This window comes from Bacillus sp. 3255 (genome assembly GCF_031456485.1).
Taxonomy (GTDB): domain Bacteria; phylum Bacillota; class Bacilli; order Paenibacillales; family NBRC-103111; genus Paenibacillus_E.
Genome location: NZ_JAVDUS010000004.1, coordinates 35,119 through 52,455, shown reverse-complemented (window position 1 = coordinate 52,455; position 17,337 = coordinate 35,119). Strand labels below are relative to the sequence as shown.

Genomic DNA, 17,337 nt, shown 5'->3' with positions numbered 1-17,337 from the left:
TGTCGAGAGCTTTAGGATTTTTGATGGTTTGTATAAATCCCCACGACCGAAAGCAGCGCGGCAACGCCGTTGGCAATTGCATTTATGTCATCATCTTCAATGATGTTCACCCCATACGCGTCTAAGATCAGTTTGGCTGCTCCAAGCAATCCTAGTGATAATGTGTAGTAGTTCAATTTCAATTCTCTCACCTCCTATGAAAATAGGATGCTATATGCTATGTGAGAGATTGCGTATCGGACATGTTCAAATGACAGGCTGCAAGGACACAAAAAACGTGCCGCCGCCTTCTTCAAGGCAGGGCACGTTCTACTTACTTGGCAATCGCCGGCTCGGCTATGACTTGATATTTGGAGGAGACGAAAGTTTCCGCTTTCGCTTCTGTGATGACCTGCGGATACATCATATCGGGGTTCGGCTGCTGTACGGTATAGTGCACAACCGCCTGCCCGTTTCCTTGGAATTCGATTCCCGTAATCGTGAGTCCGTATCCGGGATGCGGCATCTCTTTGGACAATGTCACTTTGTTGACTTCCTCGTTTACTTTCTCCACATTCACGGTTACGTTCGCGGCCGGCGCCTCGTTCTGCGCATGGGCTTCTACGAAGCGAATCGCTTGATACACCCAACCGGCCGCCTCTCCGCGCGTTAATTCAGTTTTCGGATTGAAGTTGCCATCCTTATCAAGCTGGGTAATTTTGTACAGCAATAAGCGTTGCAAAGCGCCTTGATAATTGATATTGATCTGATCTTCATCTTTGATCATAATATACATTTTGATAAGCGGGAAGTTGCCTTTCGTTTCCATTGCACGCACTAACAAATCACCGAATTGCTCGCGCGTAATCGCCGCATTCGGGTTTACATCCTTAGGAATCTCCAACCCGTTGTAATGGGCGATTATGAAAGCATTCGCATACCAGGCATCATTCGGGATATTCGTGTACGTGTCCGAAGCCAGCGGCTCTTTGATGAAACGAATCGTATCCATGTTCAGTTTCAAGCCATTCACAATCATTTGCACGCTCTGAGCGTAGCTGATTTTGCCTCTCGGCACGTAATGCTCGTTATCAATACCGCTTACGACTCCGCGGTCTTTCAGTGCCAGCACCGCCTCAGACTGGCCTTCCTCCAGATCCGTAAAGGCGAATGCCGGGCTGATCGTCAAGGCGCTGACCAAGAGGGACGTTAACGTCAATGCAGCTAATTTCTTCATGTTTCAATCTCTCCTTTGCATTTTGAACGGTTGATTTCATGGTTACTCTTCCTAACGCAGGACAGCTCAATAATGTTGCAAAGGCGGCAAGCGAATCCATCAAAATTAGGTTCATCGATTCACCCTGCCTATCTGCAAAGGATATGGCTTAATTTGGTAAATGGGTTCATATAATGAACTTAGCTGTACGGACTGGCCTATGCCATGAGGAAAGGAAACGTTCGATGCAAAATTGGTTCATTATATTTATCTACAATTTGTTAACCAACGTCGATAACGCCATTATGATTCAAAATTCCTTAAACCGGTTCAGCGTACGAAGTAAATTCAGGGTCTATCTGCTCGTACTTTTATGCGTACTCCGCATTGTTTATATCGCATGCGTCCAATCCTGGTCCAAAGTGCCGTACATCAATATTGCGACAGCGATCATCATGTTTGCCTTTGCCGTCCGCATGGTCATGCCGAAGAAAGAAATGAGGAGACATTTCTCCCTCCTTTGGATCTTCACCAGCATTGCCGCTCTCGATTTGGTGATGGGGATCGACAGCATTCTGCTCTCCGCCAGATTGTCGGGGAATGTGGTCTTCATCGCGACCGGCGTACTGCCGGCCTTATTTCTGCTCTTTTTCTTCTCGTACAAAATGGAAGAGTTTCTCAGCAAAATGCCTTGGCTGGAAATTGCCATTGCCGGTTTGCTCGCCCAGCTTGCCGTGCTGCAAATCAAAAAGGAACCAGGCATCCTGCAGCTGCTCCAGGAAGAATGGTTCGACCTCATGGGCATTCTCGTCATGTGTCTCATCTGCGGTGTCGGCTGGTTCAACTTCTGGCGCAGCAGGTCACATCAGCTCTAAGAGCGACAGGGCGCCTTGATGACCTGACGCTAATGCGACCGTTCTGTCTGCGTGGTGCCGTGCAGACTCAAGCTCGCCAATCTCGTAATAGCAGATCGCCATCTCATACTGCACTTCGGCATTCGTGTCGTATGCTTCATCCGTCTGTTCGAAATAATCAAGCGCTTCCCGGTATTTATCCATCCGGTACAGCAGCGATGCGCTGGCCAGCGCCAGCTCATGCCTGCTTGTAAGCGGATAGTAGCCGTTCCACATGCAGGTAATGCCTTGGGACAGCGACTCCCACCGCCACTCCTCTCCCGGAAGCAGCTGCTCGGCGATGTGTTCCGCACATTGCATGAAGAACTGCGCATCATAGCCGGTTAACCGCCAGAAAGCGAGAAACTGCGGGATTTGGAGCTGCTCCAAATAACCGTCCAACCATTCTTTGATCGTGATGTAATCGTCGGGCCCATATCGTTCTACGAACCTTCTGAACGCAAGTTTGGTGTTCCCGTACATATGCGGCTCTGCGACATGCAGCAGGCAGCCAACGTTCAAATGGTGATAAGGATGGGACGTAAATAAACATAAAGCCCCGCTTTGCTCCAAATGAAACCGAATGGCATGGTAGTTGGCCGTCAAAGAAAAGCTTCCGTGATGAATGAGCTCCGGAGGATCGTTGTACGCCCAGCTTTCCAAGGTATGCTCGCCCTTGTCCCCCGTCAAGATTACGGCGCCTTCGGCGGATAGACGGTGAAGACGTTCCAGACATTGCAAACCGACCGTTGGAAAAAGAATATGGGAATCCTCCAGCTGGCTCGCGTACAGCTCCATGATCGGATGGTACGGATGATCCTTGTGCCGCATCTCGTCCGCCAAGCGGTACTGAAATGTCGGCACAATCCGACTGAGCAGTTCAGAGCCTATCGGTTCCTCCGTCTCCTCGGAGAGCGACAGAGATACCATGCAATCATACATGTGATTGTTCTCAACGTAGATCAACTCTTGCGGAATACTATCGAAGAAATAGTTCGCAATGACGACCAAGGGCTGCTTCAAGTCCCCGTGCCGAATGGCCATTCCCGATTCCAGCAGATGCAGCTCTGCATCCTGCTCCGCATCAAACCGGGCAAAGTCCAAAATGCCTCTCCGCACATACGGCTGCAAGCTGGGGTGCTGCCGCCAATACGCCGTGTTCGCTTCAGCCAAATCGGTCATCACATAGCGAAATGATGGCAGCTCAACCCCCGCATAGTCCATCATCGCGCATAGCTCATGGAGAATATGATAAGCTAGCAAGCCGGATCCGGCGCCCAGCTCGACAATCGTAACCGGCTCGGACACACAGCCTAGGCGGGAGCGGTCCTGCAGGAAGCCATAAATCATTTCCGCATAGACGGCAGCGATCACAGGATTGCTCGTAATATATTGCGGAACCTCATGCTGCTGCCATGCCTGAATGCCTTGCTCTTCGTAATAGGCTCTCTGGAGCTCCCAGATCGGCGACTCGCTGAAACGATAAAGTTTCGTATCGATTGATGACATTCTCTACCCGTCCTTACATTATTGATTGGTCAATCAAAAATTCCCCTTATATCTAAGACCAGCTCCCTATCAGGGACAGCTTTCTTTCTTTTCCATGGGCAACCGGCCATTCTGGGCATATAGTATTACATCTTACCTCTTGAAAGGAAGTACACGATGAATCCCTATTTCGATAATCGCCCATACCCTCCCCTGTATTGGCCGGTTCCTTATACGCCTCAGTTCCCGTTCCCCCAGGAGGGCTGGCCATTCGCGCAGCCTGCTCCCTCAGAACAGGAAGACGGGCAGGAGTACCGCGAGAGGGAGCAGCCGCTGACCTTCGTCCTTATACACGGCTCGTGGGCGGATGCTTCCTTCTGGGCCGGCGTGGCCGCGGAACTGCGCAAAAAAGGCCATACCGTCTACGTCCCCGAATATCCGGGACACGGAGCTGACCCTAACAAGGCTGTTACCCATGCCATGATGTCCAAATCGATAGCCGATTATATTCGGTCCCGCAATCTCAACAACATCATTCTCGTCGGGCACAGCTTCGGCGGTTCATTAGTGCAGAAAGCAGCGGAGCTTGTTCCCGATCGCTTGAGACGCCTTGTCTTTATCAATGCCTTCGTCCTGAAAGACGGTGAACGGCTTGCCGATGAATTTCCGGCCCCTATGCTGGATATGTTCGAGAAGCTGCGACAAAGCTCGAAGGACGACACCATCATGCTGCCATTCCCTGTCTACCGCGAGCAGTTCTCGAATTTGGGCAGCCTAGCGCAAGTCCAATCCCTGTATAATAAAATAACGCCTGAACCGGCCGGTCCTTCTTTCGAGAAGCTCGATTTGAAAAAATTTTACAGCCTCACGGTTCCTAGAAGCTATGTATACCTGACGGAAGATACCGCGATTCCGATGGGCCATCCCGACTATGGGTGGCATCCCCATATGTCAAGCCGGCTGGGTTTGTTTCGCCTCATCCAAACGCCTGGCGACCATATGACAACCATTCAATTCGAGCCGCAGCGCATAGCCCGCAAACTGTACGAGGCTGCCAGAGACTAAGAGCAGCCCTGCGTATAGCTTGGCTTCGGGTGGTCTTGAAGCCAATTCAGCATATCGTCCAGCGTGCGTACGGGAACGATCAGCAGATTCGGCGCACCTTTCCTCGCTTCAGCCTCGTTGTCCGCCGGGACGAAGAATACGTCGGCATTCGTTCTGCTGATCGTATATGCTTTCTGCTCAAGCCCGCCGACCGCGCCGATGATTCCGTTCGCTTCCATCGTCCCCGTGCCGGCTACGTGGTTACCATAAGTCACTCCGCACGGTGTGAGCTGATCGATTAATGTTAATGCCAGCATTGCGCCGTGAGAAGGACCGCCTTCATGAAGCAAGTAATTGTGATAGCTGACGGGCAGCGGAATATCATAGCTCATCTCATTGGCAACCTGAATACCGAAGGCCGCCCGGCTTGCGTCATCCGGATTCGCTCGCGTCGCTGCTTGGACGCTGACAGGCTTGCCATCCCGCAGCACCGTGACGGCTACGACATCGCCGGGCTTCGCAGCCTTCATGCGCTCGGTGAGTTCCGTTATCATCGTGATGCGCTGCCCATTCATTCGCTGAATCACATCTCCAAGCCGGAAATAGCCGGCAGCCGGGCTATCCTTCAGGATCGCGGTAATTCTGACGCCGCTCGTCGTTATCCCCTTCCCTTTGCCGACCCTTTGCAGGGCAACGGCGCTTCCGGCAGCATTCGCATCAGCCTTCATCGTACGCACCTCTTGATTGTATTCGCCAAGTGTCATCCCCAGATTCTCGACCTCGAACGAATACTTGGCGAACAGCTTCGCATACAGCCAATCGATGGGAAAAGCGGGCCGCTCGAACACGAGTACGCCGGATATGTCCCCATGCACCGCTCCTTCGCTCACTTGCGCATAACGGTTCATGTTCAAGGTTAATCCGGGGTACGTCACCAAATACTTCGTGGGCCAGAACATGACGAGCAGCAAACCGACCGTTACGGCAAACGCGGACAAACTCCGAACGGGCAGTTTGCGGCGTCTTCGCTCATACATACAGAGGTCGAGGAAGACCAACAGCCATGTTAGGATGAATGCTCCCGCCGAAAATTCCAATTTCTTCGGTATCGCAATGAGAATAACGGCGCTAGCCACACCAGCTGCGCACACAGCAGCCGTCCTGATCCGTACCCATAATTGCGTCTCCAAGCGGAAGTGAAGCGCCGCGCCGACTGTCCAGATTATGGGGATGAGCGCGAGCACATAGATCAGATCATCGATGACATCGATCCAATATACGACCCCGCCAATCCGCAGCGGATCGGGCAGCCAAATCAATTCGCCTGTCACGATTAGCAGCATGGCGAAGACCATACCGGCGTAATAAAGCTTTTGCCAGAGAGCCATTGTACGCACTTCCCCTTCTTGAAGGCAAAAAAGTAGCAGGCACTCCGCTTGAGCGTCCGCTACTCGATCACCTTGCCATTATTGCTTCTTCATGTAAGCTACGACCTCATCATACGAGAGCTTGCCGCCGAAAATATCGAGCGCGCTGCCGATCGTAATATCGAGCTTGCCCCCGGATAACGACTTGAACAGTTCGATATCAGCAAAAGATCTCGCTCCGCCAGCATATGTCGTCGGAATCGTAACCCACTCCGCCAGCGTGCGGACGAGACTTTGCTGGATGCCGCTCTGCTTCCCTTCTACATCAACGGCATGAATGAGAAACTCATCGCAATACGCTTCCAGGAAGCGAATATTGGCCGCATTCAGCTCGAAATTGCTGAGCAGCTTCCATTGGTTCGTCGCAACGAACCATTTGCCGTCTTTCTCTTTGCAGCTTAAGTCGATGACGAGCCTGTCCTTTCCCACAGCCGCTGCAATTCGGTCCAGATGGTCACGGTTCAACTCGCCGTCACGGAAAATGTAGGAGGTGACAATCACATGGGAAGCCCCCTCTGCGAGATAAGCCCCGGCATTGTCAGCATGAATGCCCCCGCCGATTTGCAACCCGCCCGGATAAGCGCGGAGCGCATGCTTGGCCTCATCCTCGTTCCCCCCGCCAAGCATGATCACATGTCCGCCGAGCAGCTCGTCTTTCTTAAACATCTCCGCATAATGCCTGGAGCCGTACGATGATACGAAATTCTCAACAACCGCTTTCCCCTCGGTACCTAGCGTTTCCCCGACAATTTGTTTCACTTTTCCATTATGTAAATCAATACACGGCCGAAATTTCAATGTCCTTCCCCCACGATCCTCTTGATGTGACTCGAATTATGATTACTGCTTGATGAAGCCTTCCTCATCCATGTACTCTGCAACTTCCTCGTAGGTTTCGAACGCGCTGTCGAGATTGTCCCCGGCATAGACGTACCAGAGCTCCTGCTCTTCGTCATAGATAACGGCAAGCCGATGTCCTTCGCTGCTTACCCAAAGTTCTTCCTCCGTTACCTTGTTGAGCGTTTCCGGTTGATCCGTAACGGACGGCTTCTCCCCGGATAAAGACTGGATGGAAAGGCGAACGATCTCGCGCAGCTCCTCGGCTCCGAAATCACGAATGTTGACGAACCCTTTCGGGTCGGTCGCATACCCTTTCATCCGTTCCGCATACACGAAGCCATTGCCGTTCGGATGTAAATGATAGACGACAATCTTCTTGTCATACTTACTTGCCTCATAATGAAAATTAATGCGCCCCATCGAAACATCTCTGCGCTGCAGCTCGGGGAATGATTCCACAATCGCTAACTTTTCTTCTACACTAAGCATATAAGCCTCCGTCAAATTGTACAAATGCTGCTTCTTCTTGATATATTGTAAATTATAACACATATTTATTTATTCTAAGCTTGATCTGGTAAAAATAACAACAGGACGGATCCCATTATGGCATTTGGCGTAAAAAGAGAGGAACTTATGCGTTGGAAGGAAGCCGTGAAGCGCGGAGAAATCGCCTTCTTAACTCACTACTGGCTGGATGACCGCTTCGGCGACATTCGGACGGTGACCAAGGTAGGGTGTTCGGATTTGGAACGGCTTACCGCTTGGTGCGTATCGCACGGTCTCAATCCCCGGTACATTCACCATAACCCGTCCTATCCCCATTATGACCTATTCGGACCGGTACAGAAGCAAATCCTTGAGCTGGAGCAGCAATGGGATCAGATTGAGAGGTTTAAGCTGTGACAGCACCTAAATTGAAAGTAACCTTCGTTCTTTTGCTGAGTATGGCCGCACTTGTTTGCTTTATCGCGGTTTCCTCGCAAATTCATAGCGAGCAGCTTCAGTTCTTTGACCATGCCGTCATTCAAGCTGTGCAAAGTCTGGAGTCACCGGAGTTAACCCCGATGATGGCATTTTTCAGCTTTATCGGCTCTACCTGGATGGTCATCACGCTTTCGCTAGCTGCAATAGCCTTTCTTTATTTTGCACTGCATCATCGGTTCGAGCTGCTTTTTTTCGTTCTGGTGGAAACGGCCTCGGCCATTCTAAATCAGCTGCTCAAGCTTTCATTTGCCCGCGAGCGGCCGGATCTGCACCGGATCGTTGAGGAGGCGGGCTTCAGCTTCCCGAGCGGCCACTCCATGGGCGCGTTCGCGCTGTATGCTTCGCTAGCCTTCCTGCTGTGGCGGCATATCTCCTCCGGGATCGGGCGAATCGCCGTCATCCTGCTCAGCTCGCTGATGATTCTGCTGATTGGAATAAGCCGAATTTATCTGGGCGTGCATTATCCCAGCGATGTCATTGGCGGATACTTGGCCAGCGGCGCCTGCTTCACGCTTGCCGTCTGGCTCTTCCAATGGTACCGCGAATACAGGGCGTACCCCGCCCTGCTCCAAGAAAAAACCTCCAAACCGTAGGATTACGGATTTTGGAGGTTTTCTTCTTGACGGTCCTGCCTTAATCTGGTTTCAAACTTACTGATGGCAACAATGCTGTACTCGCCAAGCGATTGGATACGCTCGCGGGCGCCGGCCGGAAAGCCCGGGTGCCCGATATCCAACTCGTCGGTCAACTCATTATACCAGGGCAATAAATTCATTTTGATAACCAAAACCCGATTTTTCACACTAAGATACCACCTTTACAACGCTATATCCCTAGTTTATTCATATGCGTTGATAGTGTACTAGATGAATTCTCTAATTCAAAATCAAAATGCTTAACTCCACCCGATACTCTCGAACCATAGCCCTTCGTGCTTGTGCTCCACGGCAACCCGAATATAACTAACCATATTGGAAGGGAGCTCATCTAGAGGAAACCATTGTAACTGCTCGCATTTGTCAGGCTCAAGATTCGTAATCTCACCCTGCCAGCGGTGTGCGATCAGGAAGAAATCAACCCATTCCGAGCTCATGTTTTTGCGGTGCATGACCCCGATCAGTTCCATATCCTCGGGTCTGATGTCCACTCCCGCCTCTTCTTTGGCTTCTCTTATGGCTGCAGCAACGACTTCCTCGTTGCCGTCCATCCGGCCGGCAACGACGCTCCAATTGCCGTCTTGAAATCCGGTATTTTGCCGCTTGAGCAGGAGCACTTCGCCGTTTCGATAAAATAAAATGTGTACCGAACCATACAATATAGGTGTGCGCATTGCGATCCTCCATGTTCATGTCCCTATTAATCTATCTTATTTTACATGAAGTGTCTGAAACGATAAAGCCACATCCATAGAAGCATCGTCGCTCGGATACATCGCGATATCCGCCTTGCCGTTGCCGTCGAAATCCGCCACCGTAAGCCGTCCGTTCGCTTTGCCCCAAGGCCCGAAGACGGAGAGCAGCTGGTACGTATGCTCCGGAGTTTGCTGGTACACGCGGCTCGTCAAATTATCCGCATCCCAGCGCAAAATATCTTCCTGTCCGTCGCCATTGAAATCGCCAAATCGAATGCCGCCAAGCTCATCAGGAATGGGCAGCTCAACTTTATTCAACTGCCACTGCATGCCGGCCGCATCCAGCTCAAACTCGACGCCTTGCGACGAATTTTCCTTGAACAGCATCAACTTCCGGCCCTGGGCTCTTCCCAAGTCCCTTACGATCAGCTCTCGGGATGAGTTGGAGCGGAACGTATAGGGCTTGATGCTCTTCACTTGGCCGTTATGAATATACAAGCCAAGCAGTTTGCTCCGGTCTTGCGACTGCCCGGCGAGAATGCAATCCCCGTTAGGCTGATCAAGCTCGTATAAGTCATGCCAACGATTGGCGGGAATCGTCCAGGATTGGCTGAGCGTAAACGAGCTGCCGGTTGATGCGTAGGCTTCCAGTTTGCCGGTTGGACGCACGATCCATAGGCCATTCCTGTGCTCATCCGACCTGCTGTTCAAGGCAAATGCAGCGCCTTCCGAGTATGGGATCGTCGCCCACTTCCGGGGAGCAGGCTGAGCGTCATTACGCAGCTGCTTGAACTGTCCTTGCAGGACGGACATGCTCCCGATTTTCTTATCCCAGAGGACGGCATCCGATTGGTCTCTGCCGCTGACATGCCCGATTAGCACCTGCGTCGTCTTCGGGCTGCCGAGCTTCAACCGCGATGCGGGTGTGAACGGCACATAATCGAGAATCGAATAGAAGGGATATCCCTTGCTCTGAAGCTGGGCAATCAGCCTCTGCAGCACGCTTGAATGATCTCCCTCATAGCGGAACTCCGGTATGCCGTCTCGGATCACCGGCCTATCGAACTCATCGACAACCGGCACTAGATGGCTGAATTCCAGAAACGGATGATAGAAAAATGAATGAATGCGCTCCGGCACACTTAGTTGGTTGAGAATAAATTTCTCATCTTTGCCGTCGGGAATATATGACAGAGTTGTCGGCACGTAGACGCTGCCCAGTGACGTGCCTCCGAATCCTTTGTTCGGCACATTCTCATATCTGGCCGATGGCGGGTTCGGATCTATCGTCATATCCGGTTGGTACTGAAGCCCGAAATAGGAGCGAAACACTTGATCCTGCTCCGGAGCCGTATGATAGTGCGGGGCTTCCCAGAAATGGGGCGTAATACCGGCCCTTTGAAACCTCCCCCAGCTTTCTTGCACACGCCGTTCGGCGAACGAAACCGTCTTCGTTTCCGGCAGATCCGCAACATCGAACTCGTTGCCGATCCCCGAAGCATGATGCCCGTCATTCCTGTAAGTATCCCCTGCTTGATGCGTATAGCCGTGCATCCCAACTGTTCCGCGCCGTTCAGCCGCACCTGCGATAATCCGGTTAAATGCTTGTATATAGGTATCGTCCAGTTGGTCGATCGATTTGTCATAACGAGCGCCTTCCGCTGTGATATTGATCCAACGAGGAATGACGGCCATGCTGAAGGAAACCTGGCGCTCATCCAAATAGTCGATTACCGCCCTTAACTTGCCCAAGCCTTCGAGCGAGCTGTAATAGCCTCCCGGCCCGATGTCCTCCAACCGCAGCATCATGAATCGCGGCGTATTGTCCGCCCCTTCCACAGTCATCATATGGTACAAACCAAGATACAAGCCGCAGGAAACTGTCCCTGCAACGACATATCGCAGCCATGCGTGTTTATGCAGTAATTGTCTCATCGTGCAAGCTCCCCCAAACATGCTAACCCGATCTGTTAGCTGGTTAAAGATACTATTCGGCCCTCCATAGCCCCTTCTCCTGCTCCAAAAATGCTCCTACAAATTTTGAATACGCTTACAAAATTAACCAAATCATTTATTGGCTTCACTCGGCTTTATCTGTTATTGCCGCCTATCTTATCTTATCACCGCAGCCACAGGTTGAAAATACAAATTGCACCCAGCACGTTTGACTAGACCCATTTGAAGTGCTACAATTCAAGCACATTTGGTTTCATGCTATCCAAAGGGGGGATGACCCTTGCATCGTTTTACTCGAAAGCACCAATGGCAAATATTGGTTTGGATCATTCTCGGCCTTTTCATTTTTCCTTTAACTCCGCCAATATCCCATCACTTTACTAACGATACCGAAGTGCTTGTGCTGGCCAATACGACGCAAGTTCTGACCATACAGGAACCGACGCCTACCAAAAAAACGATTTATACGCTTATCGATGACCTTCATTCTTACAATGACTTCTTTGCTGATTATGAAACGACCGTATTCGTCATCTTTATTGTTTTCATCCTTTCGAAAATATGGCTGCGTTTAAAAGCGATTCTGCTCTCATTCCTGAAATTTTCCTCTGGTTACACGGGCCTCATTTATCATTATTCATAGGCGTAAGATGGAAATGAATTATGGAAAAGAGGAATCTACATGTCTAACCTGTCAACTGGGGCTGAACAAGCCATTTCCAAGCACCAAAAGCTTAGCCGCATCACCTTTCTGCGCAGAATCATGTTCATGATCGTCGGTTCTGCCTTAGTATCCGTCGCTTTGGAAATCTTTCTCGTTCCGAACAATATTATCGACGGCGGGATCGTCGGCATTTCGATCATTTTGTCACATCTGACTCATTTTTCACTCGGTATATTTCTTGTTTTGCTCAATCTGCCGTTCCTGTTAATAGGCTACAAACAGATCGGGAAGACCTTTGCTTTATCTACGCTATTTTCCGTCATCCTGATGTCCATTGGAACCACCCTGCTGCACCCGGTCCAGGCCATTACCATAGATCCGCTGCTGGCCGCCGTGTTCGGCGGGATCATTCTCGGCATCGGTGTCGGACTTGTCATCCGCTCCGGCGGATCGCTCGACGGTACGGAAATCGTGGCGATTCTGGTCAGCAAGAAATCGCCTTTCTCCGTCGGCGAAATCGTGATGTTTTTCAACTTCTTCATTCTCGGCAGCGCCGGCTTCGTATTCGGTTGGGATCATGCCATGTACTCGCTGATTGCTTACTTCATCGCCTTCAAATTGATCGATATTACTATCGAAGGACTTGACCAATCCAAGTCCGTATGGATCATCTCCGATGAGTACAGCAGAATCGGCGACTCGATTACATCGCGCTTGGGCCGCGGCGTTACCTATTTGCAAGGTGAAGGAGCGTTTACCGGCGATGATAAGAAAGTCATCTTCAGCGTCATCACCCGGTTGGAAGAAGCCAAGCTGAAATCCATCGTCGATGAGCTGGATCCCAAAGCTTTCCTTGCCATCGGCAACATTCATGATGTCAAAGGCGGGCGCTTCAAGAAGAAAGATATTCACTAGCGATACCAAAAAGGTTGGACAGGATCATCACCTGTCCAACCTTTTTTTTAACTCCAATAGCTCCTCAGATCCACCTTCTGGCCGCTCTTCGCGCTGTCGAGAGCGCCGAGAACCATCGCCATGCTCTTGATGTTGTCACGGCAGTCGGTCTCTGCACGTCTGCCCGATTGCAGCGCCTCGAACATCTCGTCCAGGCACCCCGCGTGCCCCTTCTGGCCGGTCCAATTGACCTCCGCTTCCACTCTCGTAGATTCGCGGATAAACTTGCCGGTCTGATCGCCGCTCGCCACGACCTCCGCATACGGCACTCCCGCACCGTCCCAGATCGCTGTGCCCTTCTCGCCCGTTACGCGCCATGACGCCTCCCATGAGGTCGGCGCTCCCTCCGCGCACCAGGAACCGCGATAGCAGAACACCGTTCCGTCCGACATCTCATAGATGCAGATCGCGGATGCATTCCCGGCATACCAGGAGCCGGGCGGGTTGAATTCATGGCAGTACACCGTGACGGGATCTGCTCCTGTCAGAAGGCGTGCCTGATCGAAGGTATGGATCGCCATGTCCAGGATCAGCGGGCTTGCCATAGCATCGCGGAAGCCTCCGAAATGCGGGCCGAGGAAGAAATCGGCCCCCACATAGCCGACGCGTCCGATCGTTCCCGCGCGGAGCAGTTCACGCAGCGCGCGGATATTCGGATCGTAGCGGCGGTTCTGCATGACGGAGAGCGAGCGGCCTGTCCGCTCCGATAGCTGCACAAGCTCCCGCGCTTCGGCCATCGTAGCGGCCATCGGCTTCTCGCCGAACACGCTGCATCCGTGGCCAAGCGCCGTCGTCGCAACGGTATAATGGCTCGCCGGGATCGTGATGTCCAGCACGAGATTCGCGCCCGTCGCCTCTATCGCTTGATTCAAATCGGTGTATATCCCGCAGGTCAGACGATGCCGATCCGCCATCGCTTGCGCGAATTCCTCTTTGATATCGACAAGCGCGACAATCGAGCTGTCCGCCCGTTTCAATACATATTCCACCCACACATTGGCCATGCTGCCGCAGCCAACGACTACAATCTGATATGTGCTCACCGTATTTGCCCCTTTCATCCTATCCTATAGATCATCACCGGTAAGATTCGAACAAATCAAACATAAAGTGCATCGCTTCCTCTTCGTCCTTCCCCTTGGTCCAGAGGCGCAGTGTCGTACCGGCCTTGATCGGTATCAAGAGCATGCCCAACAAGCTTTTGACATCCACACTATGAGGCATATGGTCATGCTCAAAATCAATGATAATGTCCGACATAAAATGAGAAGACTTGGATGAAATCTCAATCAAATCATGCCGCTGCAAATCCGCATGGATTTCAAATTCATGTACTCTCATAGACGCGCCTTCCTCATGTATAAAATGTAGGGAAACTAATCATGACAACTAGATTGTACCACGAGCTCTGCGAAAATTCTTCCATTTTCGGTAACTTCTCCGCACAACATTGAGCGCGAAATCGGGGATCTGAATTTTCCCCACCCATGGAAAATAAAACCGGTCATAAGCGCTTTTCAAATCGTCCCACATCGGGCAATATTCGGTCTTCAGAAAATCGGAGACGTCGACAACGAGTCCCCGGCCATCCTTCATCATCACATTCTTGCCATGCACATCGTGAGGATTTAAGCCTCTGCTGACCGCATAAGCCAGGGCTTCATCGATATCCTTAATCACTTGGCGCGGGATTGGTATACCGCGATGCAAGCATTTGTATAAAGTAACGCCCGTCAAACGCCGCAGGACCAAATAATTGCTCCCTGCATGCAAACATTCGGAGTATGCGGGGTGCGGGCCTAACCGGCGGTACACTTCCGTTTCTTCCTCGATCCCCGGCCGGCCTGGCGCATAGACCTTGACCACAATATCCGGATAACTCGGATGCATGACAACAGCCGCATAATTGCCTGACCCAACCACTTTCCAAGGTTTCGGAATATAATGTACAACGATCGGCTCGTACGGTTGTTCGCTATTTAGTTCCAGCTGCGGTAACAATTGATGTTCAATCTCTACTAACCAAGGCTTCAACATATGAGTCGTCTTCTTCCTTCCACCCATCATTGAGCCTACTTGCGCGAACTCCCGGCCCATGATTTGTTAATTCCCGCTATGTGTGGTATTATACAAAGATATTTGTGTAAAGTGAAGTGTTGAATATGCCCTATTTTTATTTACTAGATTATCATATAGAGATTTTCAAAAATCCCTTGACCTGAGCAGTACCCAGGTCAAGGGATTTTTTTTCCTTGGGGAAACACTTCTGTAGGAGGTCATCATTCATGATTACAGACAACAAATCTTCCGTACTCGCAATCTGGCTGTCATTGATCAGCAACATTGTCCTAACCTTGATGAAAGTTATCATCGGGCTATTGTTTCAAAGCGAGGTCTTATTGGCCGACGGTCTCCATAATGCGGGAGATATTATCGCTACGGTTGCGGCGCTTAGCGCTATGCGCATATCCAAGCTCCCGGCCGACGAAGACCACCCTTATGGCCATGGCAAAGCGGAGGTGCTGGGCTCCGGTTTCGTCGCTTTCGTTTTACTCATCGCGGCGCTTTATATCGGCTATCATTCTACTCTTGCCTTATTCCATGAACCGACTTCGCCAAGCTGGATCGCTTTCACGGCCGCCGTCATCTCTACCCTTTGGAAATACGGACTCTATGTATACTGCATGCGAATCGGCCATTCTACCAGCAGCAAAAGTCTTATTGCTACGGCCAAGGATCATCTGGCAGACGTGTATGCATCGCTGGCCGCTGTCGTCGGGATCGGCCTCGCATTTGCAGGAAGAGCCTACGACATTCACTTTCTCGCTTACGGCGATGCGGCGGCGGGAATTATCGTCTCGCTCCTCGTCCTGAAGCTGGCAGTCGAAATGGGCAGGGAATCTTTCGATATTTTGATGGAGAAAACCGTCGATCACGAGAAGCTGCAGCAGTATACCGACCTTATTGAGGCAGTCCCGCAGGTGAAGCGCATCGACCGCATCCGCGCGCGCGAGCATGGGCATTACATTTTGGTAGATTGCAGAATCTCCATTCCGGGGGAACTGACCGTTCAAGAGGGCCACGATATTACCCGGATCATCAAGAAATCGATCATGGACCGGCACAAGGACGTGGATGAAGTACTCATTCATTTGAATCCTTGGTATGATGAATAAACGCATGAAAAAAGACGCCGGCAGGACTAAGTCCTGCCTGGCGTCTTTCTTATTTGCCTTCTTCGAAGAAACGAAGATAGGCTCCGTAGCCTTCCTTCTCCAAATCGGCTAACGGAACGAACCTCAACGCTGCCGAATTGATGCAATACCGGAGCTTAGTCGGCCCCGGGCCGTCGTTGAAGACGTGGCCCAGATGCGAATCCGCCTCCGTGCTCCGAACTTCCGTCCGGACCATGAAGTGGCTCGTGTCGATTTTCTCTTTCACGTGCCCTTCATAAACCGGCTTCGTGAAGCTGGGCCATCCGCAGCCCGAATCGAATTTATCCATGGACGTAAATAACGGCTCTCCGGACACAATGTCCACGTACAATCCGACATCGTGAGAATCCCAGAACTCGTTGTCGAACGGTCTTTCCGTACCGTTATTTTGCGTAACCTCATACTGCTGCGGCGTTAGCTGCTTTCTGCGCTCCTCTTTATCCCTGGCTGTGTTCCAATGCTTCTCGATGAACGCATCGCGGCCTGAGCCTTTGCGGTACGCTTTGTAACGCATCGGATTTTTGTGATGATAATCCTGGTGGTACTCTTCCCCCGGATAGAAGGCATCCGCATCAATCCGCACGATGTCCGTCATGATCGGCCGATCGAAGCGGCCGCTCTCCTCCAGCGCCTGCTTGGACGCCTCCGCCTCGGCGAAATGCTGGTCGGTATGCGCGAAGATCGCCGTCCTGTAGGAAGAACCGCGATCATGGAACTGACCTCCGGCATCGGTAGGATCGATTTGGCGCCAGTAGGTGTCCAATAATTTATGATAAGGATAGAGCTCGGGATCAAAAGTAATTTGAACGGCTTCGGCATGACCTGTCGTTTCCGAGCACACCTCTTGATATGTCGGATTCTCCGTATGCCCGCCTATATAGCCTGAGACGACAGAGATGATTCCGGGCAGTTTCTCAAACGGCGTGACCATGCACCAGAAGCATCCGCCGGCAAATGTCGCTTTCTCGTATTTGCTTTGCTGAACGTTAGCATCCATGTTCTACTCCACCTCTTTTTCAATAAAATCACTTCTATCATACCAAAAGTTCGCGCGATAACCAAAAGTCGCTGCGAAGTCTCCGTGTACATGCCCCTTCTAGCCCGGCTAACGGACACAGCGGACCTTATTTCGGCGAAGTTGTGCCAATGTATGAATCTAACGGACACCAGCGCAGCTATTCGCCGTTCTGACCGCATTTTCGCCTCGATTTCGGCCAAATAAGCGCTGTGGTGTCCGTTGGATACACAACGGGCCGTGTAACTCTGGGATAACGGTTGTGGTGTCCGTTAGACGTATTGCGGCTGCTTGCTTGTTTGTTGAGG

20 protein-coding genes are annotated in these 17,337 nt (G+C 51.3%); 7 read left to right on the top strand and 13 right to left on the bottom strand.

The annotated features are described in order from the left end of the window. Positions 1 to 11 precede the first annotated feature (11 nt). Complete coding sequence (locus tag J2X61_RS07185; protein WP_274468560.1) at positions 12 to 182, bottom strand: hypothetical protein; 171 nt, start codon at positions 180 to 182, stop codon at positions 12 to 14. A gap of 131 nt (positions 183 to 313) precedes the next feature. Further along, complete coding sequence (locus J2X61_RS07180; RefSeq protein WP_274468559.1) at positions 314 to 1,216, bottom strand: S-layer homology domain-containing protein; 903 nt, start codon at positions 1,214 to 1,216, stop codon at positions 314 to 316. A 224-nt stretch (positions 1,217 to 1,440) separates the two neighbouring features. On the opposite strand from J2X61_RS07180, the gene J2X61_RS07175 reads away from it, so the two are divergent. After that, positions 1,441 to 2,070 carry a TerC family protein gene (locus tag J2X61_RS07175; RefSeq protein ID WP_274468558.1) on the top strand — a complete coding sequence of 210 codons (630 nt, stop codon included), beginning with the start codon at positions 1,441 to 1,443 and terminating at the stop codon, positions 2,068 to 2,070. Here the strand turns inward: J2X61_RS07175 and J2X61_RS07170 are convergent. Continuing rightward, positions 2,056 to 3,597 (bottom strand): SAM-dependent methyltransferase, encoded by a 1,542-nt coding sequence (locus tag J2X61_RS07170; protein WP_310186873.1) that lies wholly within the window; start codon positions 3,595 to 3,597, stop codon positions 2,056 to 2,058. The two genes, J2X61_RS07175 and J2X61_RS07170, sit on opposite strands and share 15 nt — an antisense overlap. A gap of 156 nt (positions 3,598 to 3,753) precedes the next feature. Between J2X61_RS07170 and J2X61_RS07165 the strand changes: the two genes are divergently transcribed. Further along, positions 3,754 to 4,641 carry an alpha/beta fold hydrolase gene (locus tag J2X61_RS07165; RefSeq protein WP_310186871.1) on the top strand — a complete coding sequence of 296 codons (888 nt, stop codon included), beginning with the start codon at positions 3,754 to 3,756 and terminating at the stop codon, positions 4,639 to 4,641. On the opposite strand, the gene J2X61_RS07160 is transcribed toward J2X61_RS07165, so the two are convergent. The 3 genes from J2X61_RS07160 to J2X61_RS07150 form a co-directional block, all read right to left on the bottom strand. Further along, positions 4,638 to 6,008, bottom strand: coding sequence for a PDZ domain-containing protein (locus J2X61_RS07160; protein WP_274468554.1), 1,371 nt, complete (start codon positions 6,006 to 6,008; stop codon positions 4,638 to 4,640). The genes J2X61_RS07165 and J2X61_RS07160 overlap by 4 nt on opposite strands. A 78-nt stretch (positions 6,009 to 6,086) precedes the next feature. Further along, a complete protein-coding gene (gene hisA, locus J2X61_RS07155; protein ID WP_274468553.1) occupies positions 6,087 to 6,845 on the bottom strand; it encodes a phosphoribosylformimino-5-aminoimidazole carboxamide ribotide isomerase in 759 nt (252 codons plus the stop codon). 42 nt (positions 6,846 to 6,887) lie between these two features. Continuing rightward, positions 6,888 to 7,376, bottom strand: coding sequence for a hypothetical protein (locus J2X61_RS07150; protein WP_274469312.1), 489 nt, complete (start codon positions 7,374 to 7,376; stop codon positions 6,888 to 6,890). Positions 7,377 to 7,493: 117 nt separating this feature from the next. Between J2X61_RS07150 and J2X61_RS07145 the strand changes: the two genes are divergently transcribed. Both J2X61_RS07145 and J2X61_RS07140 read left to right on the top strand, forming a co-directional pair. Beyond that, positions 7,494 to 7,793, top strand: coding sequence for a hypothetical protein (locus J2X61_RS07145; RefSeq protein WP_274468551.1), 300 nt, complete (start codon positions 7,494 to 7,496; stop codon positions 7,791 to 7,793). Beyond that, positions 7,790 to 8,467: a phosphatase PAP2 family protein gene (locus J2X61_RS07140; RefSeq protein ID WP_274468549.1), complete on the top strand. Its 678-nt coding sequence runs from the start codon at positions 7,790 to 7,792 to the stop codon at positions 8,465 to 8,467. The genes J2X61_RS07145 and J2X61_RS07140 overlap by 4 nt, the downstream gene beginning before the upstream one ends. Positions 8,468 to 8,469: 2 nt before the next feature. On the opposite strand, the gene J2X61_RS07135 is transcribed toward J2X61_RS07140, so the two are convergent. The 3 genes from J2X61_RS07135 to J2X61_RS07125 all read right to left on the bottom strand — a co-directional run bounded on the left by J2X61_RS07135 (position 8,470) and on the right by J2X61_RS07125 (position 11,160). Beyond that, positions 8,470 to 8,676, bottom strand: coding sequence for a hypothetical protein (locus tag J2X61_RS07135; RefSeq protein WP_274468548.1), 207 nt, complete (start codon positions 8,674 to 8,676; stop codon positions 8,470 to 8,472). A gap of 93 nt (positions 8,677 to 8,769) precedes the next feature. Beyond that, positions 8,770 to 9,204: an NUDIX hydrolase gene (locus J2X61_RS07130; protein ID WP_274468547.1), complete on the bottom strand. Its 435-nt coding sequence runs from the start codon at positions 9,202 to 9,204 to the stop codon at positions 8,770 to 8,772. A gap of 36 nt (positions 9,205 to 9,240) precedes the next feature. Then, the gene (locus J2X61_RS07125) at positions 9,241 to 11,160 is read right to left on the bottom strand and encodes a DUF2334 domain-containing protein (protein WP_274468546.1); all 1,920 of its coding nucleotides are present in this window, start codon (positions 11,158 to 11,160) and stop codon (positions 9,241 to 9,243) included. Between the two features lie 301 nt (positions 11,161 to 11,461). Between J2X61_RS07125 and J2X61_RS07120 the strand changes: the two genes are divergently transcribed. Together J2X61_RS07120 and J2X61_RS07115 are read left to right on the top strand one after the other, a co-directional pair. After that, positions 11,462 to 11,824: a hypothetical protein gene (locus J2X61_RS07120; protein ID WP_274468545.1), complete on the top strand. Its 363-nt coding sequence runs from the start codon at positions 11,462 to 11,464 to the stop codon at positions 11,822 to 11,824. Between the two features lie 120 nt (positions 11,825 to 11,944). Then, complete coding sequence (locus J2X61_RS07115; RefSeq protein WP_274469311.1) at positions 11,945 to 12,760, top strand: YitT family protein; 816 nt, start codon at positions 11,945 to 11,947, stop codon at positions 12,758 to 12,760. 47 nt (positions 12,761 to 12,807) lie between these two features. Here the strand turns inward: J2X61_RS07115 and J2X61_RS07110 are convergent, their stop codons facing one another. The 3 genes from J2X61_RS07110 to J2X61_RS07100 are packed head-to-tail and all read right to left on the bottom strand — an operon-like array spanning position 12,808 to position 14,836. Then, positions 12,808 to 13,860, bottom strand: coding sequence for a Gfo/Idh/MocA family protein (locus tag J2X61_RS07110; protein WP_379239656.1), 1,053 nt, complete (start codon positions 13,858 to 13,860; stop codon positions 12,808 to 12,810). 16 nt (positions 13,861 to 13,876) lie between these two features. Further along, positions 13,877 to 14,140, bottom strand: coding sequence for an HPr family phosphocarrier protein (locus tag J2X61_RS07105; protein ID WP_274468541.1), 264 nt, complete (start codon positions 14,138 to 14,140; stop codon positions 13,877 to 13,879). A 48-nt stretch (positions 14,141 to 14,188) separates the two neighbouring features. Beyond that, a complete protein-coding gene (locus J2X61_RS07100; RefSeq protein ID WP_274468540.1) occupies positions 14,189 to 14,836 on the bottom strand; it encodes a serine/threonine-protein kinase in 648 nt (215 codons plus the stop codon). A 248-nt stretch (positions 14,837 to 15,084) separates the two neighbouring features. On the opposite strand from J2X61_RS07100, the gene J2X61_RS07095 reads away from it, so the two are divergent. Then, complete coding sequence (locus tag J2X61_RS07095) at positions 15,085 to 15,975, top strand: cation diffusion facilitator family transporter (protein ID WP_274468539.1); 891 nt, start codon at positions 15,085 to 15,087, stop codon at positions 15,973 to 15,975. 49 nt (positions 15,976 to 16,024) lie between these two features. Here the strand turns inward: J2X61_RS07095 and msrB are convergent, their stop codons facing one another. Further along, complete coding sequence (msrB, locus tag J2X61_RS07090) at positions 16,025 to 17,011, bottom strand: peptide-methionine (R)-S-oxide reductase MsrB (protein WP_310186857.1); 987 nt, start codon at positions 17,009 to 17,011, stop codon at positions 16,025 to 16,027. Positions 17,012 to 17,337: the final 326 nt, after the last annotated feature.